The organism is Kitasatospora sp. NPDC008115 (assembly GCF_042957205.1).
In the GTDB taxonomy this organism is placed as follows: Bacteria; Actinomycetota; Actinomycetes; order Streptomycetales; family Streptomycetaceae; genus Kitasatospora.
The window spans coordinates 165,812-185,510 of record NZ_JBIBHU010000001.1 but is presented as its reverse complement, the minus strand read 5'-3'; the positions used below and the strand labels follow the sequence as shown (position 1 = coordinate 185,510).

At 74.0% G+C, this 19,699-nt stretch carries 16 protein-coding genes and 1 tRNA gene; 14 read left to right on the top strand and 3 right to left on the bottom strand.

The features are described from left to right. Positions 1-204: 204 nt before the first annotated feature. Positions 205-2,940: a penicillin acylase family protein gene (locus tag ACFZBX_RS00770; protein WP_391530532.1), complete on the top strand. Its 2,736-nt coding sequence runs from the start codon at positions 205-207 to the stop codon at positions 2,938-2,940. 67 nt (positions 2,941-3,007) lie between these two features. Here the strand turns inward: ACFZBX_RS00770 and ACFZBX_RS00765 are convergent, their stop codons facing one another. Next, on the bottom strand, positions 3,008-3,583 hold the full coding sequence (locus ACFZBX_RS00765) for a 5-formyltetrahydrofolate cyclo-ligase (protein ID WP_391531026.1): 576 nt from the start codon (positions 3,581-3,583) through the stop codon (positions 3,008-3,010). 119 nt (positions 3,584-3,702) lie between these two features. Between ACFZBX_RS00765 and ACFZBX_RS00760 the strand changes: the two genes are divergently transcribed. The 8 genes from ACFZBX_RS00760 (at position 3,703) to ACFZBX_RS00725 (ending at position 10,147) form a co-directional block, all read left to right on the top strand. After that, positions 3,703-4,662, top strand: a complete 960-nt coding sequence (locus tag ACFZBX_RS00760) for a GGDEF domain-containing protein (protein WP_391530531.1) — start codon at positions 3,703-3,705, stop codon at positions 4,660-4,662. Positions 4,663-4,674: 12 nt separating this feature from the next. Next, positions 4,675-5,595: a UTP--glucose-1-phosphate uridylyltransferase GalU gene (gene galU / locus ACFZBX_RS00755; RefSeq protein WP_391530529.1), complete on the top strand. Its 921-nt coding sequence runs from the start codon at positions 4,675-4,677 to the stop codon at positions 5,593-5,595. Between the two features lie 26 nt (positions 5,596-5,621). Next, positions 5,622-6,977 (top strand): gephyrin-like molybdotransferase Glp, encoded by a 1,356-nt coding sequence (glp, locus tag ACFZBX_RS00750; protein WP_391530528.1) that lies wholly within the window; start codon positions 5,622-5,624, stop codon positions 6,975-6,977. A gap of 187 nt (positions 6,978-7,164) precedes the next feature. Beyond that, positions 7,165-7,650 carry a cyclic pyranopterin monophosphate synthase MoaC gene (moaC, locus tag ACFZBX_RS00745; RefSeq protein ID WP_391531025.1) on the top strand — a complete coding sequence of 162 codons (486 nt, stop codon included), beginning with the start codon at positions 7,165-7,167 and terminating at the stop codon, positions 7,648-7,650. Beyond that, on the top strand, positions 7,647-8,150 hold the full coding sequence (locus ACFZBX_RS00740) for a molybdenum cofactor biosynthesis protein B (RefSeq protein WP_391530527.1): 504 nt from the start codon (positions 7,647-7,649) through the stop codon (positions 8,148-8,150). Before moaC ends, ACFZBX_RS00740 begins: the two co-directional genes overlap by 4 nt. Beyond that, complete coding sequence (locus ACFZBX_RS00735; protein WP_380758337.1) at positions 8,147-8,773, top strand: GNAT family N-acetyltransferase; 627 nt, start codon at positions 8,147-8,149, stop codon at positions 8,771-8,773. Before ACFZBX_RS00740 ends, ACFZBX_RS00735 begins: the two co-directional genes overlap by 4 nt. 150 nt (positions 8,774-8,923) lie before the next feature. Then, positions 8,924-9,961 (top strand): hypothetical protein, encoded by a 1,038-nt coding sequence (locus tag ACFZBX_RS00730; RefSeq protein WP_391530525.1) that lies wholly within the window; start codon positions 8,924-8,926, stop codon positions 9,959-9,961. A 112-nt stretch (positions 9,962-10,073) separates the two neighbouring features. Further along, positions 10,074-10,147 (top strand) — tRNA-Ala (locus ACFZBX_RS00725). 187 nt (positions 10,148-10,334) lie between these two features. Here the strand turns inward: ACFZBX_RS00725 and ACFZBX_RS00720 are convergent. Together ACFZBX_RS00720 and ACFZBX_RS00715 are read right to left on the bottom strand one after the other, a co-directional pair. Continuing rightward, positions 10,335-11,207 (bottom strand): peptidase, encoded by an 873-nt coding sequence (locus ACFZBX_RS00720; protein ID WP_391530524.1) that lies wholly within the window; start codon positions 11,205-11,207, stop codon positions 10,335-10,337. 2 nt (positions 11,208-11,209) lie between these two features. Continuing rightward, positions 11,210-12,532: a VWA domain-containing protein gene (locus tag ACFZBX_RS00715; protein ID WP_391530522.1), complete on the bottom strand. Its 1,323-nt coding sequence runs from the start codon at positions 12,530-12,532 to the stop codon at positions 11,210-11,212. Positions 12,533-12,816: 284 nt separating this feature from the next. On the opposite strand from ACFZBX_RS00715, the gene ACFZBX_RS00710 reads away from it, so the two are divergent. The 5 genes from ACFZBX_RS00710 to ACFZBX_RS00690 all read left to right on the top strand — a co-directional run bounded on the left by ACFZBX_RS00710 (position 12,817) and on the right by ACFZBX_RS00690 (position 19,641). After that, positions 12,817-13,329: a DUF1269 domain-containing protein gene (locus ACFZBX_RS00710; RefSeq protein WP_391530521.1), complete on the top strand. Its 513-nt coding sequence runs from the start codon at positions 12,817-12,819 to the stop codon at positions 13,327-13,329. A gap of 147 nt (positions 13,330-13,476) precedes the next feature. Next, the gene (locus ACFZBX_RS00705; protein ID WP_391530519.1) at positions 13,477-14,823 is read left to right on the top strand and encodes an FtsW/RodA/SpoVE family cell cycle protein; all 1,347 of its coding nucleotides are present in this window, start codon (positions 13,477-13,479) and stop codon (positions 14,821-14,823) included. A gap of 53 nt (positions 14,824-14,876) precedes the next feature. Next, a complete protein-coding gene (locus ACFZBX_RS00700; protein ID WP_391531022.1) occupies positions 14,877-16,337 on the top strand; it encodes a penicillin-binding transpeptidase domain-containing protein in 1,461 nt (486 codons plus the stop codon). 245 nt (positions 16,338-16,582) lie between these two features. Then, positions 16,583-18,070 (top strand): amino acid permease, encoded by a 1,488-nt coding sequence (locus ACFZBX_RS00695; RefSeq protein ID WP_391530517.1) that lies wholly within the window; start codon positions 16,583-16,585, stop codon positions 18,068-18,070. 344 nt (positions 18,071-18,414) lie between these two features. Then, positions 18,415-19,641 (top strand): glycosyltransferase 87 family protein, encoded by a 1,227-nt coding sequence (locus tag ACFZBX_RS00690; RefSeq protein ID WP_391530516.1) that lies wholly within the window; start codon positions 18,415-18,417, stop codon positions 19,639-19,641. Positions 19,642-19,699 lie beyond the last annotated feature (58 nt).

Below are 19,699 nucleotides of genomic sequence, written 5' to 3'. Positions count from 1 at the left end.
TCGTTACTCAGTCTAACATTTTGCCATATCTTTAAGTTTGCTTCTCACCGGCTCCGTCACCTCCCGTTTCCGGCCTCCTCCGATCCCACCGTGAGCGTCCCCCGTGCACGGCCGCCAGCCGGGGCGGCCTAATGTGGTGCTCTGTCACGGCTACGTGCTCTTGACATGTCCGCCCGCCCCCCAGTGAGGACCGCAAGGACCCAGATGCCCCGCTCCAAGAAGTTCCGGCGCGCCCGTCTGATCGTGATCGTGCTGGTCGTGCTGCTGGTGGCCGGCGCCGGCTACGGCGGTTACCGGGGGGTGGCCGCGGTCCGTGCGTCCTTCCCGGAGGTCGACGGCACCGTCAAGCTGGCGGGCCTGAGCGCGCCGGTCGACGTCAAGCGCGACGCCAACGGCATCCCGCAGCTCTACGCCGACACCTCCGAGGACCTCTTCCGCGCCCAGGGCTACGTCCAGGCACAGGACCGCTTCTGGGAGATGGACGTCCGCCGGCACATCACCGCGGGTCGGCTCTCCGAGATGTTCGGCGACAGCCAGGTCGAGACCGACGCCATGATCCGCACCATGGGCTGGCGCCAGGTCGCGCAGAAGGAGTTCGACACCGTCCTGAGCGCCGACACCAAGAAGAACCTCCAGGCGTACGCGGACGGCGTCAACGCCTGGCTGGCCGAGCACCCGGGCGGCTCCTCCGCCTCGCTGGAGTACGGCCTGCTCGGTGTCGTCAACGGTGACTACGAGCCCGAGCAGTGGACCCCGGTCGACTCGGTGTCCTGGCTCAAGGCGATGGCCTGGGACCTCTCCGGGAACCTCCAGGAGGAGATCGACCGCTCGCTGCTCGCCCAGGACTTCAGCCCGGAGAAGATCGACGAGCTGTACCCGGACTACCCGTTCGCCCGCAACGGCACGATCGTGAAGACCGGCACCGTCAACGGCACCGCCTACAAGCCGGCCGACGGCTCCACCCCGGCGGGCGGCGGCACCGGCACGACCGGCACCGGTACCGGCACCGCCCAGGGCGCTGCCGCCACCAAGGCGGTGCTCAAGGACGTCACCGACCGGATCGACGCGCTGCCCGAGATGCTCGGCCGCAACGGCCAGGGCATCGGCTCCAACTCCTGGGTGGTCGCCGGCAGCCACACCACCACCGGCAAGCCGCTGCTGGCCAACGACCCGCACCTCGGCCCCGGCCTGCCCTCGGTCTGGTACCAGATGGGCCTGCACTGCCGCACCGTCTCGCCGACCTGCCAGTACGACGTCTCCGGCTTCACCTTCGCCGGCATGCCCGGGGTGGTCATCGGCCACAACAAGGACATCGCCTGGGGCCTCACCAACCTCGGCGCCGATGTCACCGACCTCTTCCTTGAGAAGGTGACCGGCCCGGAGACCTACCTGGTGGACGGCAAGGAGGAGCGGTTCGAGCTCCGCAAGGAGACCATCAAGGTCGCCGGCGGCGAGGACCGCACCATCACCGTGCGCACCACGGCGACCGGCGCCCCGCTGATCTCCGACCCCAGCACCGAGCAGCAGAACGTCGGAAAGTACGCGCCCAACGGCACCTCCGCCCCGGACCGCGGCACCGGCGGCTACGGCGTCGCCCTGCAGTGGGCCGCGCTGATCCCGGGCAAGACCATGGACGCGGTCTTCGCGCTCGACCGCGCCAAGGGCTGGGAGGACTTCCGGAAGGCCGCCGCGGACTTCGCCGTCCCGGCCCAGAACCTCATCTACGCCGACGCCAAGAACATCGGCTACCAGGCCCCCGGCTACATCCCGGTGCGCGGCGAGGGCAAGGGCCGCTACCCGGCGCCGGGCTGGGACTCCGCCTACCAGTGGAAGAAGGACCCGGTCCCGTTCAGCGCCCTGCCGTGGAGCCTCAACCCCGCCAGCGGCTACATCGTCACCGCCAACCAGGCCGTGGTCGACCCCTCGTACAAGTACGCGCTGACCAGCGACTGGGAGTACGGCACCCGGGCCAAGGAGATCACCGACCAGATCGAGGCCCGGCTGAAGAACAACGGCAAGATCTCGCCGGACGACATGCAGGAGATGCAGCTCGACAACACCAGCATCCTGGCCAAGACGCTGGTCCCGATGCTGCTCAAGGTCGAGATCGACGACCCCTACGTGCGCGAGGCCCAGGACCTGCTGAAGGACTGGAACTACCACCAGGACGCCGACTCGGCCGCCGCCGCCTACTACAACGGCGTCTGGCGCCAGCTGCTCACCCTCGCCTTCGGCCAGAAGTTCCCGGCCGACCTGCGGGCCGAGGGCAACTGCCTGCTGGTGCGCCAGCAGGCCGACCCGACCAAGCCGGACAGCAAGTCGAAGATCGTCACCGAGTGCGGCACCCGCGACCCGGGCCGCGCCCAGCCGGACGGCGGCGACCGCTGGACCGAGGTGGTCCGCCAGCAGCTGGAGAAGCCCGACAGCTCCTGGTGGACGTACATCGACTCCCAGCACAAGGAGCAGAAGGGCCTGGACAACCTGCTGCGCGAGGCGATGACCAACGCCCGCCAGGAGCTCACCTCGCTGCTCACCAAGGACATCACCACCTGGAGCTGGGGCCGGCTGCACAAGCTGGAGCTGCGCGAGCGCACCCTCGGCTCGGACGACTCCTCGATCGCCTCGGGCGCCGTCCGCAAGCTGCTCAACCGCGGCCCGTACCGCCTCTCCGGCGGCTCGGCGGCGGTCGACGCGGCGGGCTGGAACGCGGCCGCCGGGTACCAGGTCGACTGGATCCCGTCGATGCGCATGGTGATCGACCTGAACGACCTCGACGCCTCCCGCTGGGTCAACGTCGGCGGCGCCTCGGGGCACGCGTTCCACGAGAACTACAACGACCAGACCGACGTCTGGCTCAAGGGTGATCTGCTCACCTGGGCCTACTCGCCGGACGCGGTCGAGAAGGCGACCAAGCACAAGCTGACGCTGACCAACGGCTGACGCCGCCCGGTCCCGACGGCCCCGCCCCCCGGAATCCCGGGGCGCGGGGCCGTCGGCGTCCGCCCCCTCAGCCCAGCCGGTGGGTGCCCGAGGGGGTCAGCGCGAGGTCCACCGGCCGGTCGTGCGGCTCGGCCGGCACCCGGTCCAGCAGCTCGTGCTCGTACAGCAGCACCGCCAGCACCGGCCGCGCGCCGGCCCGCTCCAGCCGGGCCAGCACCCGGTCGTACGAGCCGCCGCCGCGCCCCAGCCGCAGCCCCCGGCGGTCCACCGCGAGGCCCGGCAGCAGCACCAGGCCCGCCTCGGTCACCGCCTGCGGCCCGAGCCGTCCGCCGACCGGCTCCAGCAGCCCGCGCCCGGCCGGGGCCAGCGCCTCGGGCCCCGCGTACGGCGCCCAGTCCAGGTCGTTGTCCGCCATCAGCACCGGCAGCAGCACCCGCACCCCGCGCGCCCGCAGCGCGTCCAGCAACGGTCGGGTGCCCGGCTCGGCGCCCACCGAGACGTACGCCGCCACCGTGGCCGCCGCGGCCGCCAGCTCGCCGGCGTGCCCGGCCAGCGCCTCGGCGGCCCGTTCCCGGGCCCCGGGCGGCAGTGCCCGCCGTTCGGACAACAGCCGTGTCCTCAGCTCGCTCTTCTCGTTGTGCATGGGATGGTCCACCGCTCCTCCACCGCTCGACCTCGACCGTTCCGACCACGACCGCTCTGGATGCCCGACGCCCGTGTGACCGGGACGCCCAGAGCCTGACACGCGGAAGGCGCCCCCCGATGTCCACCCCGCTGCTGGTCCAGGCCCTGGCCGTGCTGAGCGCCCCCGCGCTGGCCGGCGCCGCCGTCCTCGGCCGTCGGCTGCGGCGCGGCTCGGCCCGTTCGGCGCGGCGCGAGGGCGCCCTGCGCGAGCGCGTCGCCGAGCTGGAGTCCCGCTGCGCCGAGCTGGAGCGCACCGCCTCCTGCGACCCGGTCACCGGCGTCTGGAACTACCGGCACCTCCAGCTCACCCTGGACCGGGAGATCGACCGGGCCCGCCGGGCCGAACGGCACGAGCAGCAGGACGGGCCGCGTCCGCTGGCCGTCCTGCTGCTGGAGATCAGCGGGTTCGACGCGGTGGTCGCCGAGCACGGCCGGGCCCGGGCCGGGACGGTGCTGCGCGACCTCGCCCAGCGGCTCGGCATGGAGATCCGGCGCTCCGACACCCTGGGCCGCTACAGCGGCGAGGAGTTCCTGGTGGTGCTGCCGGACACCGGCGCCGAGGGCGCGGCCCAGGTCGCCGACCGGCTGGTCTGGTCGGTCCGCCGCCACCTGCTGCTGGACTGGTCCTCCGGGGACCGGGAGGGCCGCCGCCCGTACGGCAACGGCCTGACCGCCGCGGCCGGACTGGCCGTGCTGCCCGAGGACGGCGCCCACGCCGCGGTGCTGCTGCGGGCCGCGGACCGGGCGCTCGCGGCGGCCCGCGCGGCCGGCGGCGACTGCTGGCGCCCGGCGGCTCCCCGGGCCGTTCCGGCGGACCTTCCGGGGGGCGTCCAAGGGGCCGGTTCCGCGGTGCCGGGGGGAGTCTTCGCAGCCGAACATGACCGTTCGGAAAAGGCGGGTAGTCTGTCGCCCTGTGTCGGAGGGGACCCCCTCGCCCCACCCGCCACGTCCCCTCTGCCTGCCATCGCGGCCGGGTCCGGCGACGTGCTGCCGAAGCATCGGTCAACTGCGCCCGGTCAGGCGAAATACGTGCCTTAGTAAGGTAAACGCATGACGACGACGAACTCCCGTACCCCGGTCACCAAGGCAGTGGTCCCCGCGGCCGGTCTGGGTACCCGATTCCTGCCGGCCACCAAGGCCACTCCGAAGGAGATGCTGCCCGTCGTCGACAAGCCGGCGATCCAGTACGTCGTCGAGGAGGCCGCCTCCGCCGGGCTGTCCGACATACTGATGGTCACCGGCCGCAACAAGCGCGCTCTGGAGGACCACTTCGACCGCGCCTACGAGCTGGAGGAGCTGCTCGCCCGCAAGGGCGACCAGGACCGGCTGCGCCGGGTCCGCGAGTCCGTCGAGCTCGCCAACATGCACTACGTCCGCCAGGGCGACCCGAAGGGCCTCGGCCACGCCGTCTCGGTCGCCGAGCAGCACGTCGCCGGCCAGCCCTTCGCCGTCCTCCTCGGTGACGACCTGATCGACCCGCGCGACCCGCTGCTGTCCCGCATGATCGAGGTCCAGCAGGAGCTCGGCGGCTCCGTCGTCGCGCTGATGGAGGTCGACCCCTCCCAGATCCACCTGTACGGCTGCGCCGCCGTCAAGCCGAACGGCTTCGGCGAGGACGTCTTCCAGGTCACCGACCTGGTCGAGAAGCCGGACACCGCCGACGCGCCGTCGAACTACGCGGTCATCGGCCGCTACGTGCTCGACCCGTCCGTCTTCGACGTGCTGCGCGAGACCGAGCCGGGCCGCGGCGGCGAGATCCAGCTCACCGACGCCCTGCGCGAGCTGACCAACCGCCCGGCCGACACCGGCGGCCAGGTCCACGGCGTGCTCTTCAAGGGCCGCCGCTACGACACCGGCGACCGCGCGGACTACCTGCGCGCCATCGTCCGGCTGGCCTCCGAGCGCGAGGACCTCGGCCCGGACTTCCGCAGCTGGCTGCGCGAGTTCGTCGCCTCCGAGCTGCAGGACTGACACACCGACAGAGAGCGAGCGCGCCGATGACCGGGTCCACGGAGAGCGGTACCACCCCCGCAGCCTGCTGCGACGACTCCGCGGACCCGGCCCCGGCCGCCCGCTCCGCCGCCCGTCCGGACGGTCTGTGGACCGTGGACGAGCACCTCGCCGACGTCCTGGCCGCCGTCGGCCCGCTGCCCGCGATCGAGCTCCAGCTGCTCGACGCCCAGGGCTGCCGGCTGGCCGAGGACGTCCTCGCCGACGGCGACCTGCCGCCCTTCGACAACAGTTCGATGGACGGCTACGCGCTGCGCACCGCCGACACCGTCGGCGCCGGCGCCGCCTACCCCTCGGTGCTCGCCGTGGTCGGCGACATCGCCGCCGGCGCCGGCGACCTGCCCGTGGTGGGCCCCGGCCAGGCCGCCCGGATCATGACCGGCGCCCCCGTCCCGCCCGGCGCCCAGGCCGTCGCCCCGGTCGAGTGGACCGACGGCGGCACCGGCACGGGCCGCCCCGCCGACGCGATGACCGCCGCCGCCGGGGGCGGGGAGGTCCGGGTGCTGCGCCCGGTCGCCGAGGGCGCCCACATCCGCCGCCGCGGCAGCGACGTCGCCGCCGGCACCCGGGTGCTGGCCGCCGGCACCCGGCTCGGCCCCGCCCAGCTCGGCCTGCTCGCCGCGACCGGCCGGGCCACCGTCACCGTCCGCCCGCGCCCGCGGGTCGTGGTGCTCTCCACCGGCAGCGAGCTGGTCCAGCCCGGCGAGCCGGTCGGCCCCGGGCAGATCACCGACTCCAACAGCTTCACCCTCACCGCCGCGGCCCTGGACGCCGGAGCGATCGCCTACCGGGTCGGCGGGGTCCCCGACGACGCGGCCCGGCTGCGCGCCGTGCTGGAGGACCAGCTCGGCCGGGCCGACCTGGTCGTCACCAGCGGCGGCGTCAGCGTCGGCGCGTACGACGTGGTCAAGGAGGTCTTCGCCGAGTACGGCGGGGTCGACTTCCGGCGGCTGCGGATGCAGCCCGGCAAGCCGCAGGGCTTCGGCCGGATCGGCCCCGGCGCGGGCGTGCCGCTGATGGCCCTGCCCGGCAACCCGGTGAGCGCGTACATCTCCTTCGAGCTGTTCGTCCGCCCGGTGATCCGCGCGATGCTCGGCGCCGAGGACGTCCACCGCCCGGTCGTCCGGGCGCACTGCCCGGTGGCGCTGCGCTCGCCCGCCGGGCGCCGGCAGTTCCTGCGCGGCCGCTACTCGGAGCGGGACGGCCTGGTCGAGCCGGTCGGCGGCGCGGGCTCGCACCTGGTCGGCGCGCTGGCCCGGGCGGACTGTCTGATCACCGTGCCCGAGGACGTCACCGAGCTGCCCGCCGGCAGCGAGGTCGACGTGGTGCTGCTCGGCGGCTGAGCAACCGGGGCGCCCGGGCGAACTCCCGTCCGGGACGGGCGGTCTCATCGACGCGGCCCGTCCCACGCACGGCCGGACCGGGGGGTACGGTAGCGCGGTACTCGACCTGAGCGCCCCTGGAGCCACCGTGACCACCTCACCCCCCGGCGACCGCCTCACCCACGTCGACGAGCAGGGCGCGGCCCGGATGGTCGACGTCTCCGGGAAGGCCGTGACCGCCCGGACCGCCGTCGCGGCCGGCCGGGTCAGGGTCTCCCCGCGCGTGGTCGAGCTGCTGCGCGGCGAGGGCCTGCCCAAGGGCGACGCGCTGGCGGTGGCCCGGATCGCCGGGATCATGGGCGCCAAGCGGACCCCCGAGCTGATCCCGCTCTGCCACCCGATCGCGGTCTCCGGCGTCAAGGTCGAGCTGACCGTCGCCGACGACGCGGTGGAGATCACCGCCACCGTGCGGACCACCGACCGGACCGGCGTCGAGATGGAGGCGCTGACCGCCGTCGCGGTGGCCGCGCTGACCGTGATCGACATGGTCAAGGCGGTCGACAAGGGCGCCGTCGTCGAGTCCGTCCGGGTGCTCGCCAAGACCGGCGGCAGGAGCGGCGACTGGACCGCCCCGGAAGCCGCAGCTCCCGAGGCCACCGCTGCCGAGGCCACCGCTCCCGAGGCCACCGCATGAGGGCGCTGGCGGTCACCGTCTCCAACCGCGCCTCGGCCGGGGTCTACGCCGACAAGGGCGGCCCGCTGCTGGTGGAGGGCCTGCGCGCGATGGGCTTCACGGCCGACGGCCCCCGGGTCGTCCCGGACGGCGAGCCGGTCGAGGCGGTGCTGCGCGAGGCCGTGGCGGCCGGCTACGACGTGGTGCTGACCACCGGCGGGACCGGTGTCTCGCCGACCGACCTCACCCCCGAGATGACCGCCCGGGTGCTGGAGCGGGAGATCCCCGGCATCCCCGAGGCGATCCGCGCGTACGGCCGGGAGAAGGTCCCGACCGCCGCGCTCTCCCGCGGGCTGGCCGGGGTCGCCGGACGTACCCTGGTCGTCAACCTGCCGGGCTCGACCGGCGGCGTCCGGGACGGTCTGGCCGTACTGGCCCCGCTGCTCGCCCACGCCGTCGACCAGCTCGGCGGCGGGGACCACCCCCGGCCCGACGCACCAGCTTCCGGGAGCGCGCACTGAACGCCGGCTGGCCGGTAGAACTCCACGAGGGGGACGTCGTGCTGCGCCCGATCCGGGCCCGCGACCAACGCGAGTGGCAGGAGGTCAGCCGCCGCAACCGGGACTGGCTGCGGCGCTGGGAGGCCACCGTGCCGCCCGGCCCGGCCGGCCTGGCGGCGGGCCCGCGCCCGACCTACCGGCAGATGGTGCGCTACCTGCGCGGCGAGGCCTCGGCCGGCCGGATGCTGCCCTTCGTGGTGCTCTACCGGGGCCGGCTGGTCGGGCAGTTGACCGTCGGCGGGATCACCTGGGGCTCGATGTGCTCGGCCAACGTCGGCTACTGGATCGACGAGGGGGTGGCCGGCCGGGGCATCATGCCGACCGCGGTGGCGCTCTCGGTGGACCACTGTTTCGCGACCCTGGGGCTGCACCGGATCGAGGTGTGCATCCGGCCGGAGAACGGTCCGAGCCGGCGGGTGGTGGAAAAGCTCGGCTTCCGTTCGGAGGGAATGCGGCCGCGTTATCTGCACATCGACGGCGACTGGCGGGACCACCTGGTGTTCGCGCTCACCGCCGAGGAGGTCCCCGAGGGGATGCTGGAGCGCTGGCGTTCACTCAGCTCGGGGCGTCGTCCGAGGAATTGAATGCATGTTCGAATAAAATATCGATATGGCATCGGCCCGGCGACGGAGGGGCACAAATGCCGGCAAAATAGTCGGAGAATCAGCTTGATCACACGACACGCCGCACCAAATTGCTACCGGCCGTTCCTCCACGCCCGTACGGTGTGAATCGTGAGCAGTAGCGGCCTTATCTACGCCGTCATCGTAGGGGCCTGGGCCGCCTATCTGGTGCCGATGTGGCTCCGCAGGCAGGACGAGCTCAACGAGGCGCGCCCGACGGAACGCTTCAGCACCGCCATCCGCCTGCTGGCCGGGCGTTCGGCGCTGGAGCGGCGGGCGTCCCGGGCCCTGGGCGACGAACCGCGTGACGACGAGCAGAGTGAGGACGGCCCCCCCGAGCGGGACGCGGCCGCCTCAGACGACCCCGCGGCCGTCCCCGGCGGCCCGGCCGACGAACCGGTGCCCCCCCGTCCCGCGGTCCGGACCGAGGCGCGCCCCGGCCCCGCCGGCGGGGCCGAGCGCCGGGCGCGGCTGCTGGCCCGCCGGCGCCGAATGGTGACCGTCCTCTTCCTGGCCTTCGCGCTGGGCGCGGTGGTCGCGGCGGTGGCCGGACTGGCCTTCCTCTGGGTGCCCGCGCTCCCGGCCGTCCTGCTCACCCTCTACATCGGCCACCTGCGCCGGCTGGAGCGCCAGCGGTACGCGGTGAAGCTGGACCGGGCCCGCGCGGCCCAGGCCGCCGAACGGCTGCGCAAGCGCGAGCAGCAGCGCGCCGAGGCCGCCCGGGAGGAGGCCGCCGCCGCGACCACCGCGCCCGCCCCGGCGCCCGCCGAGCCGGCGGCCGGGGCGCCCGCCGGGCGCGGACGCCCGCACCTGCGGCTCGCCACCGAGGCCGACGCGGCCCGGGCCGCCTCCGAGAGCGCCGCCGCCGTCTCGGCCTCGGCTGTGGCGGAGGCCACCGAGCACGAGGAGTGGGTCGACGGCATGCGGGAGCGCGGCGCGGCAGGCCCGGACTCCTGGGAGCCGGTGCCCGTCCCGCTGCCGACCTATGTGACGGCACCGGTGGCCCCCCGGGTCAACCGCGGGCTCGACCTGTCGGCCCCCGGCACCTGGACCGCCGGCCGCCCGGCCGAGGCCCGCAAGACCCCGCTGTTCGACCAGTACGCCGAGCCGCCCGCTCCGGAACCCCGGCCGCGCGCCGCCAACGAGTAGCTTCGAGGCCCCCTCCCCGGGGGCCTCTTCGCTTTCCGGGGCCGCCTCCGTGGCCCCCACCAGGAGGGTGGTCACGGACCCCCTCCGAAAGGTGCTAGAGTTTCTTCTCGTTGGGGCTGTGGCGCAGTCCGGTAGCGCACCTCGTTCGCATCGAGGGGGTCAGGGGTTCGAATCCCCTCAGCTCCACCCAATGAAAGTCCCGCCCGATCGGTTGATCGGGCGGGACTTTCGCGTTGTGGGGGTGCGTCGGCCGACGGGGGGTCAGCCGGGGGTGTTCCGGCGGGTTGTGGGGCGCCTCACAGGTACCGGGGTTCGAACGGCCGGGGGCCGGCCCCGGAGCGGTTCTCCGGGGCCGGCCCTCGGGGCGGACGGGTCAGGGCCGGCCGGAGCCCGCGTGCGGGCCCGGCTGCGGGGCGCCGGACTGCGGCGGGACGGCGCCGTAGCGGGCCGGACGGCGGCCGCGCGGGTGCCGGGTGAGGGTGTAGCCCGCGACGCCGGCCAGGGCGGCCAGGGCGCCGCCGGCCAGGGTCCAGAACCAGCGGCTGTTCCAGCCGGAGAACCAGCCGCTGTACCAGTGCTCCTCGGGCTCCTCCGGGGCCGCCGCCTTGGCGGTCGCGGCGCCGCCGCCGGCCGGCGGGACCAGCGGGGCCTTGAGCTCGCCGCCCTCCGGCTGGGCGTTGTCGGCGTCGCCCTTGGCGGTCACCCGCAGCTGCACCGAGGCGGGCAGGCCGAGGTCGGGCTGCGGGGCGTCGGCGACCGAGAGCCGGACGTAGTAGCTGCCCGGCAGCGGGTCGCCGGACCACGGCTCGGCCCAGGAGCGGACCTCGCGCAGGGTGCAGCTGAGCGCCAGCGAGGCGGCGGCCTGCTCGGCGGTCGCGTTCTGGACGCCGTCGGTGCAGGACTGGCGGCGGCGCAGCCCGTCGAACACCTCGACGCTCCAGGACTGCGGGTCGTGCCGGTCGGCGGACGGGGCGAGGGTGACCGTCAGGTCCAGCCTGGGCGTCTGGCCCTCGGCCGCGCCGAACGACCAGTACAGGTAGTCGCCGGTGGAGACGGAGACCGCGGCGTCCTGGCCGGGGGCCAGGTTGACGGCGGTCAGGAAGGAGGTGCCGGCCTTGTTGGCCGGGGCCGGGCGGCCGCTAGCGCCCGGCGAGGGCGAGGCGGCGGTGGCGGCCGGGGCCGTCAGGGCGAGCGCCGGGAGCAGCGCCAGCGCGGCCGCGGCGGTGCGGAGGAAGGACGTACGCATGGTCAGTTCTCCTGCCAGACAGCGATGCGCCAGCGGGCGATCCAGCCGAACAGCAGGCCGGTCACCAGGCCCGCCAGGGTGAGCACGAGCAGCAGGATCCAGCCGCGGCCCAGGCCCATCGCCGGGCCGTCCGGGGCGGGGGAGGCGGCGGTCAGGTCGACCGTCAGCTCCAGCGGCAGGCCGGGGTCGGCCGCGACGCCGGGCTGCCCGGCCGCCGAGTTGGAGACCACCAGGCAGACGACGGTCTCCGGCTTGCCGCTCGGCGAGGCGGAGGCGGACGCGGTGGCGGTGGCGTAGCCCTTGGAGGCGTCGGCGGACCAGCGCAGGCCGGTGGAGACGACGTCGGTGCGGCCGCTGCCGGCGTCGGTGCCGCGGACCAGCTCCTGGCCGGTGGTGCTGGTGGCCTGCAGCAGGACGCCGTAGTCACGGGCGACCGCGCGGTCCAGCGAGACGCTGACCGAGGCGCGCAGCTCCTGGCCGGCCTTGACCGGGACGCGGTAGACGCGGTGCTCGGAGAACTTCTCGCGGTCGCTGTAGACGCCGGGGGCGAGGACGGGTGCGGACTCGCACTTGTCCGTGCCGGCGGTCTTGACCGGGGCGACCGCGTAGGTGTCGTTGGAGCGGTCGACCAGCTGCTTCACCTTCTCGGTGAGCTGCTCCTGGGTGCGCACGTCGGTGTAGGTGCCGCCGGTGGCGTTGGCGATGCAGAGCAGCTGCTGGCGGGTCTTGTCGTCGTGGGCCAGGCCGAGGGTGTCGATCACCAGGTGGATGCCCTGGGCGGCGAGCTCGCGGGCGACGTCGCACGGGTCCGGCGGGGCGCAGGAGTCCTCGCCGTCGGTGATCAGCACCACCCGGCGGGTGGTCTCGCCCTTGCCGAGGTCCTGGGCGGCGCCGCGCAGGGCCAGGCCGATCGGGGTCCACCCGGTCGGGCGCAGGGTGGCGACGGCGGTCTTGGCCTGCACCTTGTCGGTCTTGCCGACGGGGAAGAGCTGCTTGGTGTCCAGGCAGCCCTGGGCCTTGTCGTCGCCGGGGTAGTTGGCGCCGAGGGTGCGGATGCCGAAGTCGGTCTCCGCGGGCAGCGCGTCGATGACGTCGTTCAGGGACTGCTGGGCCACCGAGATGCGGGTCTTGCCCTGGATGTCGGCCTCGCGCATGGAGCCGCTGACATCCAGCACGAGGTCGACCCGGGGGGCCTCCCGGCCGGCGGCGCCGGCTGATGGTTCGTCGGCATGGGCGGGCAGGCCGCTGAGCAGCGCCCCGCCCGTTATCACCAGGGCGGCCAGCAGGCTGCCGAGCCTGGCCTTCGGTCGTCGTCCTTTAATCACCCGCCGATCCTAGGGATCATCAGTTCCCCGTGGCCAACGTGCGATGGTGCACGAACGGGCAGGGCTCCGGCGCGAACTCGCGGGCGCTGGTGGGTGATCGGAACGAGGGTGCTCCGGGGTGCGCCGGTGGTGCGCCCGGGCCGACGGTCCGTCGGGCAATACGGGACACACCGGGTGAAAAGTCGATTGATAGGGATTTGCTCGTTAGGGTGACGAGCAGGGGAGAGGGGCCGTACGGCGCCCGCCCCGGCAGAGACGTCCGCTTCAGGGGAAGGACCCGTACGTTGAGCAACCTCTTCGCGATCGCCTATCCGGATCTGGCCACCGCCAGGGCGGTGCGCGACGAAGCGGTCGCCCTGCAGAAGCAGCGGCTGATCGAACTGGAGGACGCGGTCGTCGTCGAGCGCCGCGAGGACGGGAAGATCAAGCTGCACCAGCAGGTCAGCACCACCGGCGCCGGGGCCGCGTCGGGTGCCGTCTGGGGCGGGGTGATCGGCCTGCTGTTCTTCATGCCGTTCCTCGGCGCAGCGGTCGGCGGCGCGGCCGGTGCCGCGGTCGGCGCCACCACGGACATCGGGGTGGACGACGACTTCATGCGCCAGGTCGGTCAGCACCTCCGACCGGGCACCGCCGCGGTGTTCCTGCTGGTCCGCACGGCCACCGCGGACAAGGTCGTCCCGGCGCTGGCCCGCTTCGGCGGCCAGATCATCCAGACCTCGCTCTCCGCCGCCGCCGAGGCCGACCTCAAGGCGACCGTCGAGGCCTCCCGGGCGCACACCGCCCCGGCCTCCGCCTGAAACCGGCCTCCTCCGACAGCCCGGATCCCGCCGGAAGTACAGCCGCTCACACCGGGGCGGACGGGCCCGCCGCCCGTCCGCCCCGGTCGTCACCCCGACGACGCCCCGCAGCCCCGACCCCCTGGACGGTCCGTGGCGACTCCCCCCGTGACGAGGACCGCCGGCCGGCCGCGCCGGACCGTGCCGGCCCGGCGCAACACCGAACTGGCGCTCGTCCTGGCCGCCGTGCTGACCGCGGTGCTCGGCTACGCCGCGGTGGGCCTGGCCGTCGACGGCACGGTGCCCGCCGACGCTGCCCAGTACGGGGCCGCGCTCGGCGTGCTCGCGCTGCTGGCGCACGCCGCGGTCCGCTGGAAGGCGCCGTACGCGGACCCGCTGCCGCTGCCGATCGCGCTGCTGCTCAACGGCGTCGGACTGGTCGTCATCTACCGCCTCGACCGGGCCACCCCGGGCGAGGCGGCGCCCGCCCAGCTGCTCTGGTCCGCGCTCGGGGTGGGCCTGTTCATCCTGGTGCTGCTCCTGCTGCGGGACCACCGGCGGCTGCAGCGCTACGCCCACATCGGGGCGCTGGCGGCCCTCGTCCTGCTGGTGCTGCCGGTCTTCTTCCCGCCGGTGTACGGCTCGCGGATCTGGATCACCGTCGGGCCGCTCTCGCTCCAGCCGGGGGAGTTCGCCAAGGTGCTGCTGGCGGTGTTCTTCGCCGCCTACCTGGCGGCGCACCGGGACGCGCTGGCGCTCACCGGGAAGCGGGTGTGGCCCAGCCGCAGTGGACGCTGGAGACTGCCGCCCGGCCGGGTGCTCGCGCCGGTCCTGGTGATCTGGGCGGCCTTCGTCGGAGTGCTGGTGCTGGAGACCGACCTCGGCACCTCGCTGCTGTTCTTCGGCCTCTTCGTGGTGATGCTGTACGTGGCCACCGCGCGGACCGGCTGGATCGTCATCGGGCTGTTCCTGGCCGCGGTGGCGGCGGTCGGGGTGGGGTGGCTCTCGCCGCACGTGCACAGCCGGGTCAACGACTGGCTGGACCCGCTCGGCTCGATCGCCGAGGGGCGCGGCGCCAACCAGATCGCCCAGTCGCTGTTCGCCTTCGCCTGGGGCGGCGAGCTGGGCACCGGGCTGGGCAACGGGTACTCGGCGCTGATCGGCTTCGCCGCGAAGTCCGACTTCATCCTCGCCACCATCGGCGAGGAGCTGGGGCTGGCCGGGCTGTTCGCGGTGTTCCTGCTGTACGCGCTGCTGGTCTCGCGCGGGTTCCGGACCGGGATCGCGCTGCGCGACCCGTTCGGGCGGCTGCTGGCGATCGGGCTGGCGGCGCTCGTCGGCCTCCAGGTGTTCGTGGTGGCGGGCGGGGTGCTCGGCCTCATCCCGCTGACCGGGATGACCCTGCCGTTCGTCGCCCAGGGAGGTTCCTCGGTGGTGACCAACTGGATCATCGTCGCGCTGCTGGTGAGGATGAGCGACCTCGCCCGGCGGCCGGTTCCCGGGGAGGCGCGGTGAGGCGGCGGCGCGAGGCGGGCCGGGCCGGGGACGGGCCGCAGGGGCTGCCGGGGATCTCCGTCACCGGGCGCCGGGCCGCCACCTTCTGCCTACTGCTGATCGTGGCGCTCTGTGCCCAGGCCACCCGGGTGCAGGTGTTCCGGGCCGACGGGCTGAACCACAACAGCGCCAACCAGCGGCCGGTCATCGAGCGCTACTCGCAGCCGCGCGGCGACATCCTGGTGGGCACCGACCCCGTCACCGGTTCCGAGGCCACCGGCGGCCGGTTCGACTTCAAGCGCACCTACACCGACGGGCCGCTGTTCGCGGCCGTCACCGGCTACTCCTCGCAGACCTACGGCAACACCCAGCTGGAGGGCACCGAGGACGCGCTGCTCTCCGGCACCGACAGCCGGCTGGCGGGATGGGCGGTGTGGGACGCGGTGACCCGGCACCAGAACCCCGGCGGGAACGTCCACACCACCATCGACCGGGCCGCCCAGGAGGCGGCAGTGCGCGGCCTCGGCGGGCAGAAGGGCGCGGTCGCCGCGATCGAGCCGGCCACCGGGCGGATCCTGGCGCTGGCCTCCACCCCCGCCTACGACCCCGGGAGCTTCGCCGGGACCTCCGCCGAGGACCAGGAGGCCTGGAACCGGTTGCAGGCCGACCCCGACCAGCCGATGCTCAACCGGGCGCTGCGCCAGACGTACCCGCCCGGCTCGACGTTCAAGGTGGTGACCGCGGCGGCGGCGCTGGAGAGCGGCGTGGTCGTCGACATCGAGGCGCCGACCGACGCGCCGTACCCCTACGTCCTGCCGGGCACCGGCACGCCGCTGGTCAACGACTCCCCGGCCTGCGACAAGCCCGGCCTGTCGCTGGACACCGCGATGACGCTCAGCTGCAACAGTGTGCTCGGGTACCTCGGGGTGCGGGTCGGCCTGGAGCGGATGGTCGCGACGGCGGAGGCCTTCGGCTTCAACGAGGCCCGGCTGGACACCCCGGTGCGGGCGGCCCGCTCCGTCTTCGACACCCGGATGGACGAGGCGCAGCTGGCGCTCTCCTCGATCGGCCAGTTCGACACCGCCGCCACCCCGCTGGTGATGGCGATGGTCGCGGCGGGGGTGGCCAACAACGGCACCGTGATGCGTCCACAGCTTGTGGACAGACTGACCGGGAGCGACGGCGCCACCGTGCAGCCGATGCGGCCCGCCGTGTTCCGGCAGGCGATGAGCCCGGGCACCGCCGGGCAGGTGCGGCGGCTGATGACCGACGCGGTGGAGAACGGCACGGGGCGCTCCGCCCGGATCCCCGGTGCGGTGGTCGGCGGGAAGACCGGCACCGCCCAGCACGGGGTGGACAACGGCGGGACGCCGTACGCCTGGTTCATCGCCTGGGCGGGCCCGGCCGGCCCGGACGCGGTTCCGCCGGTGGCGGTCGCCGTGGTGATCGCGGACAGCGAGGCGGCCGAAGTGACCGGGGGCGGCCTCGCGGCCCCGATCGCCCGCGCGGTGATGCAGGCGGTGCTGGCCGGATGAGCCCCTTACCGGCCGCTCCGACCTGCCGTGTTAGCCGCTCGTCGGAAGATCCGCCGTCTGCGAAGTGTCCGGTTTGTGCATGCCGGTGCGACGGTTCGTACAATGCGCGCCGCCGGACTGTTCGTTTGCGACACTGGTCTTTTCGCGGTGTACTGCCCATCTTTGTTCGGTTGGTCCCCGATGACACCCCTCGGCGCGTCATGTGACCGGCCGCTAGGAACCCCCCGCTCAGAAAGACCCTTGTTTTGGCCAGCAACACGCTCGGCTCACGCCTCCTCAGGCGCAAGCCCGTCACCACCCTGATCGCCGAGACCGAAGGCCGCGACGGCCTGCCCGCCGGTGCGCCCGAGGAGGGCGGGCGTTCCGGCATCCACCTGCGCCGCACGATCGGGCTCTGGCAGCTGTCCGCGATAGGAATCGGCGCCACCATCGGCACCGGCATCTTCTTCGTGCTGACCAGCGCCGTGCCGTCGGCCGGCCCCGCCGTCATCCTGTCCTTCGTGATCGCCGCGATCACCGCCGGCCTCACCGCGCTCTGCTACGCCGAGATGGCCTCCGCGATCCCGGTCTCCGGGTCGTCGTACTCCTACGCGTACGTCACCCTCGGCGAGGGCGTCGCCTTCGCGGTCGGCATCTGCCTGCTGATGGAGTACGGCGTCTCGGCGTCCGCGATCGCGGTCAGCTGGGCCGAGTACCTCAACAAGTTCCTCGACCTGGCCTTCGGCTTCCAGCTCCCCGAGGTGCTCACCGGCGCGCCCGACGAGACCCACTGGTTCAACCTGCCGGCGCTGCTGCTGGTCGCCATGGTCTGCTTCCTGCTGATCCGCGGCGTCAGCGAGTCGGTCAAGGTCAACGCGGCCATGGTGGCCATCAAGCTCCTCATCCTGCTGCTCTTCATCGGCGTCGCGCTGACCGGCTTCCACTCCGGCAACCTGACCCCGTTCATGCCGCTGGGCATCGGCGGCGTCCAGGTCGCGGCCTCCACCATCTTCTTCTCCTTCATCGGCCTGGACGCCGTGTCCACCGCCGGCGAGGAGGTCAAGAACCCCCGGCGCACCCTGCCGATGGCGATCATCATCTCGCTCGTCGTGGTCACCGTGCTGTACATCCTGGTGGCCCTCGCGGGCGTCGGCGCCCAGCCCTGGGAGAAGTTCGAGGGCCAGGAGGCGGGCCTCGCCCAGATCCTCCAGGACATCACCGGGCAGAGCTGGCCGGCCATGCTCTTCGCGATCGGCGCGATCATCTCGATCTTCTCGATCACCCTGGTGGTCATCTACGGCCAGACCCGCATCCTGTACTCGATGGGCCGCGACGGCATGCTGCCCAAGCGCTTCGCCGAACTCTCGCCGCGCACCGGCACCCCGGTCTGGAACACCGTCGTGGTCGGCCTCGGGGTCGGCGCGCTGGCCGCCTTCGTCCCGCTGCGGGTGCTGGCCGACATCACCAGCCTGGGCACCCTGATCGCCTTCTCGGTGGTCGCGATCGGCGTGATCGTGCTGCGCCGCACGCAGCCCGACCTGCCGCGCGGCTTCAAGGTGCCGGGCTACCCCGTCGTGCCGCTGATCAGCGTCGGCTTCTGCGCCTACCTGATCCGGGGCCTGCACACGGACACCTTCGTGGCGGGCGGGATCGCCCTGGTGCTCGCGGTGGCGGTGTACTTCGGCTACAGCATCAAGCACTCCAAGCTGGAGCGGGCCGACCGGCAGGCCGACGCCGACACCAGGGTCGGCTGAGCGCGGTGCGCCGTCGACGGGGCCGCCCGGGGGGATCGCACCCCCTGGCGGCCCCGTCCGGATCGGTGCGGACGGGCTTCGCCGACATGGCGACAGCGCGCCGCCCCCGGCCATAACCTTCCACCATGGTGAGCACCCGCACGCCCGGTCATTCCCGCCCGCGCGGCCGCTTCACCGGCCGGGGCGCGGTCCCGACGATCCCGACGACCCCGGCACCGGCCGTTTCCCGGGCCGTTTCCCCCACTGTTTCCCCGGCCGTTTCCCGGGCTGTCTCCCATGACCGGGCCCGCCGCCCGTTCCCCCGTCAGCGCGGCCGGCGCGGCCCGGCGCGCTCCTCAGGCCGGTTGAAGCCGGCCGCACTGGCCGCGCACCGGGGCGTCCAGCTGCTCGGCTGCCTGCTCGCCGCCGGCTGGGCGGCCGGCTTCCCGCTCGTCTCCGACCTGCCCAACCAGCGGCTGTGGGGCACCCTCGCGGCGCCCTCCTACCTGCTCGCCGGGCTGCTCTGCGCGGTCCTGCCGCGCCGCCTCGCCGCCCGGGCCGCGGCGGCGACGGCCCTGCTGGGCGCCGCGCTGGTGCCGCTGGTGGTCCTGGTGCTCCAGGGCCGCCACCAGTCCGAGGTGATGGTGGTCGAGCGCTCCGCACACCTGCTGTTCAGCACCGGCAGCCCGTACCTGCCGCACCCGGTGGTGGTCACCGACTACAACCCCTACCTGCCGGCGATGTCGCTGTTCGGGGTGCCGCACACGCTCCTCGGCGAGGGCACCGCCCTCGCGCGGCTGGCCGGGGACGCCCGGATCTGGTTCGCGCTGGCCTTCGTCGCCTGCCTGCTGGCGAGCTGGCGGCTGCTGCGGCCCACCCGGGACCGCGCGCCGCTGCTGCCGCTGGCCGTGCTCACCGCCTCGCCGCTGGTCGCGCTGGCGCTGGTCGGCGGCGGGGTGGACCTGCCGCTGATCGGGCTCTGCTGCCTGGCCATGGCGCTGGCCGAACGGGACCGGACCGTCGCCGCCGGGCTGGTGCTCGCCCTGGCCGGGAGTCTGAAGTGGACGGTCTGGCCGGCGCTGCCGGTGGCCGTGCTGCTGCTCTGGCGGCTCTACGGGCGGCGGCCGGCCGCCCGGGCCGGGCTGACCGCACTCGGGGCGGCGTCCGCCGTCATGGTGCCGTACGTCCTGGCGCGGGCCGAGGAGCTGCGCGAGCAGGTGGTGCGCTTCCCGCTCGGGCTGACCGCGATCCAGACGCCGGCCGGCAGCCCGCTGCCGGGCAAGGTGCTGGCCGGGTTCGGGCCCAGCGGGCACATCGCCTCGCTGGTGCTGCTGACCGTCGGCGGGCTGGGGGTGACGGTCTGGCTGCTGGCCCGGCCGCCGGTCTCCGCGATCGCCGCCGCCGACCTGCTGGCCGGCGGGCTGGCGATCGCCTTCACACTGGCCCCGGCCGGGCGGTTCGGCTACCTGGCGCTGCCGGCCGTGCTGATGATCTGGCCCCGGCTGGCCGCCCGGCGGTGGAGCGCCCGCCCGCCCGTCCCGGCGGCCTGCCTGCCGGCACACGCGGAGCCCGCCCTGCCGACGACGCGGTAGGGCGGGCCCGGCCGAGCGGACGAGCACTCGCCCCGGAGGCGGGCGGGTGTGCCCCCGG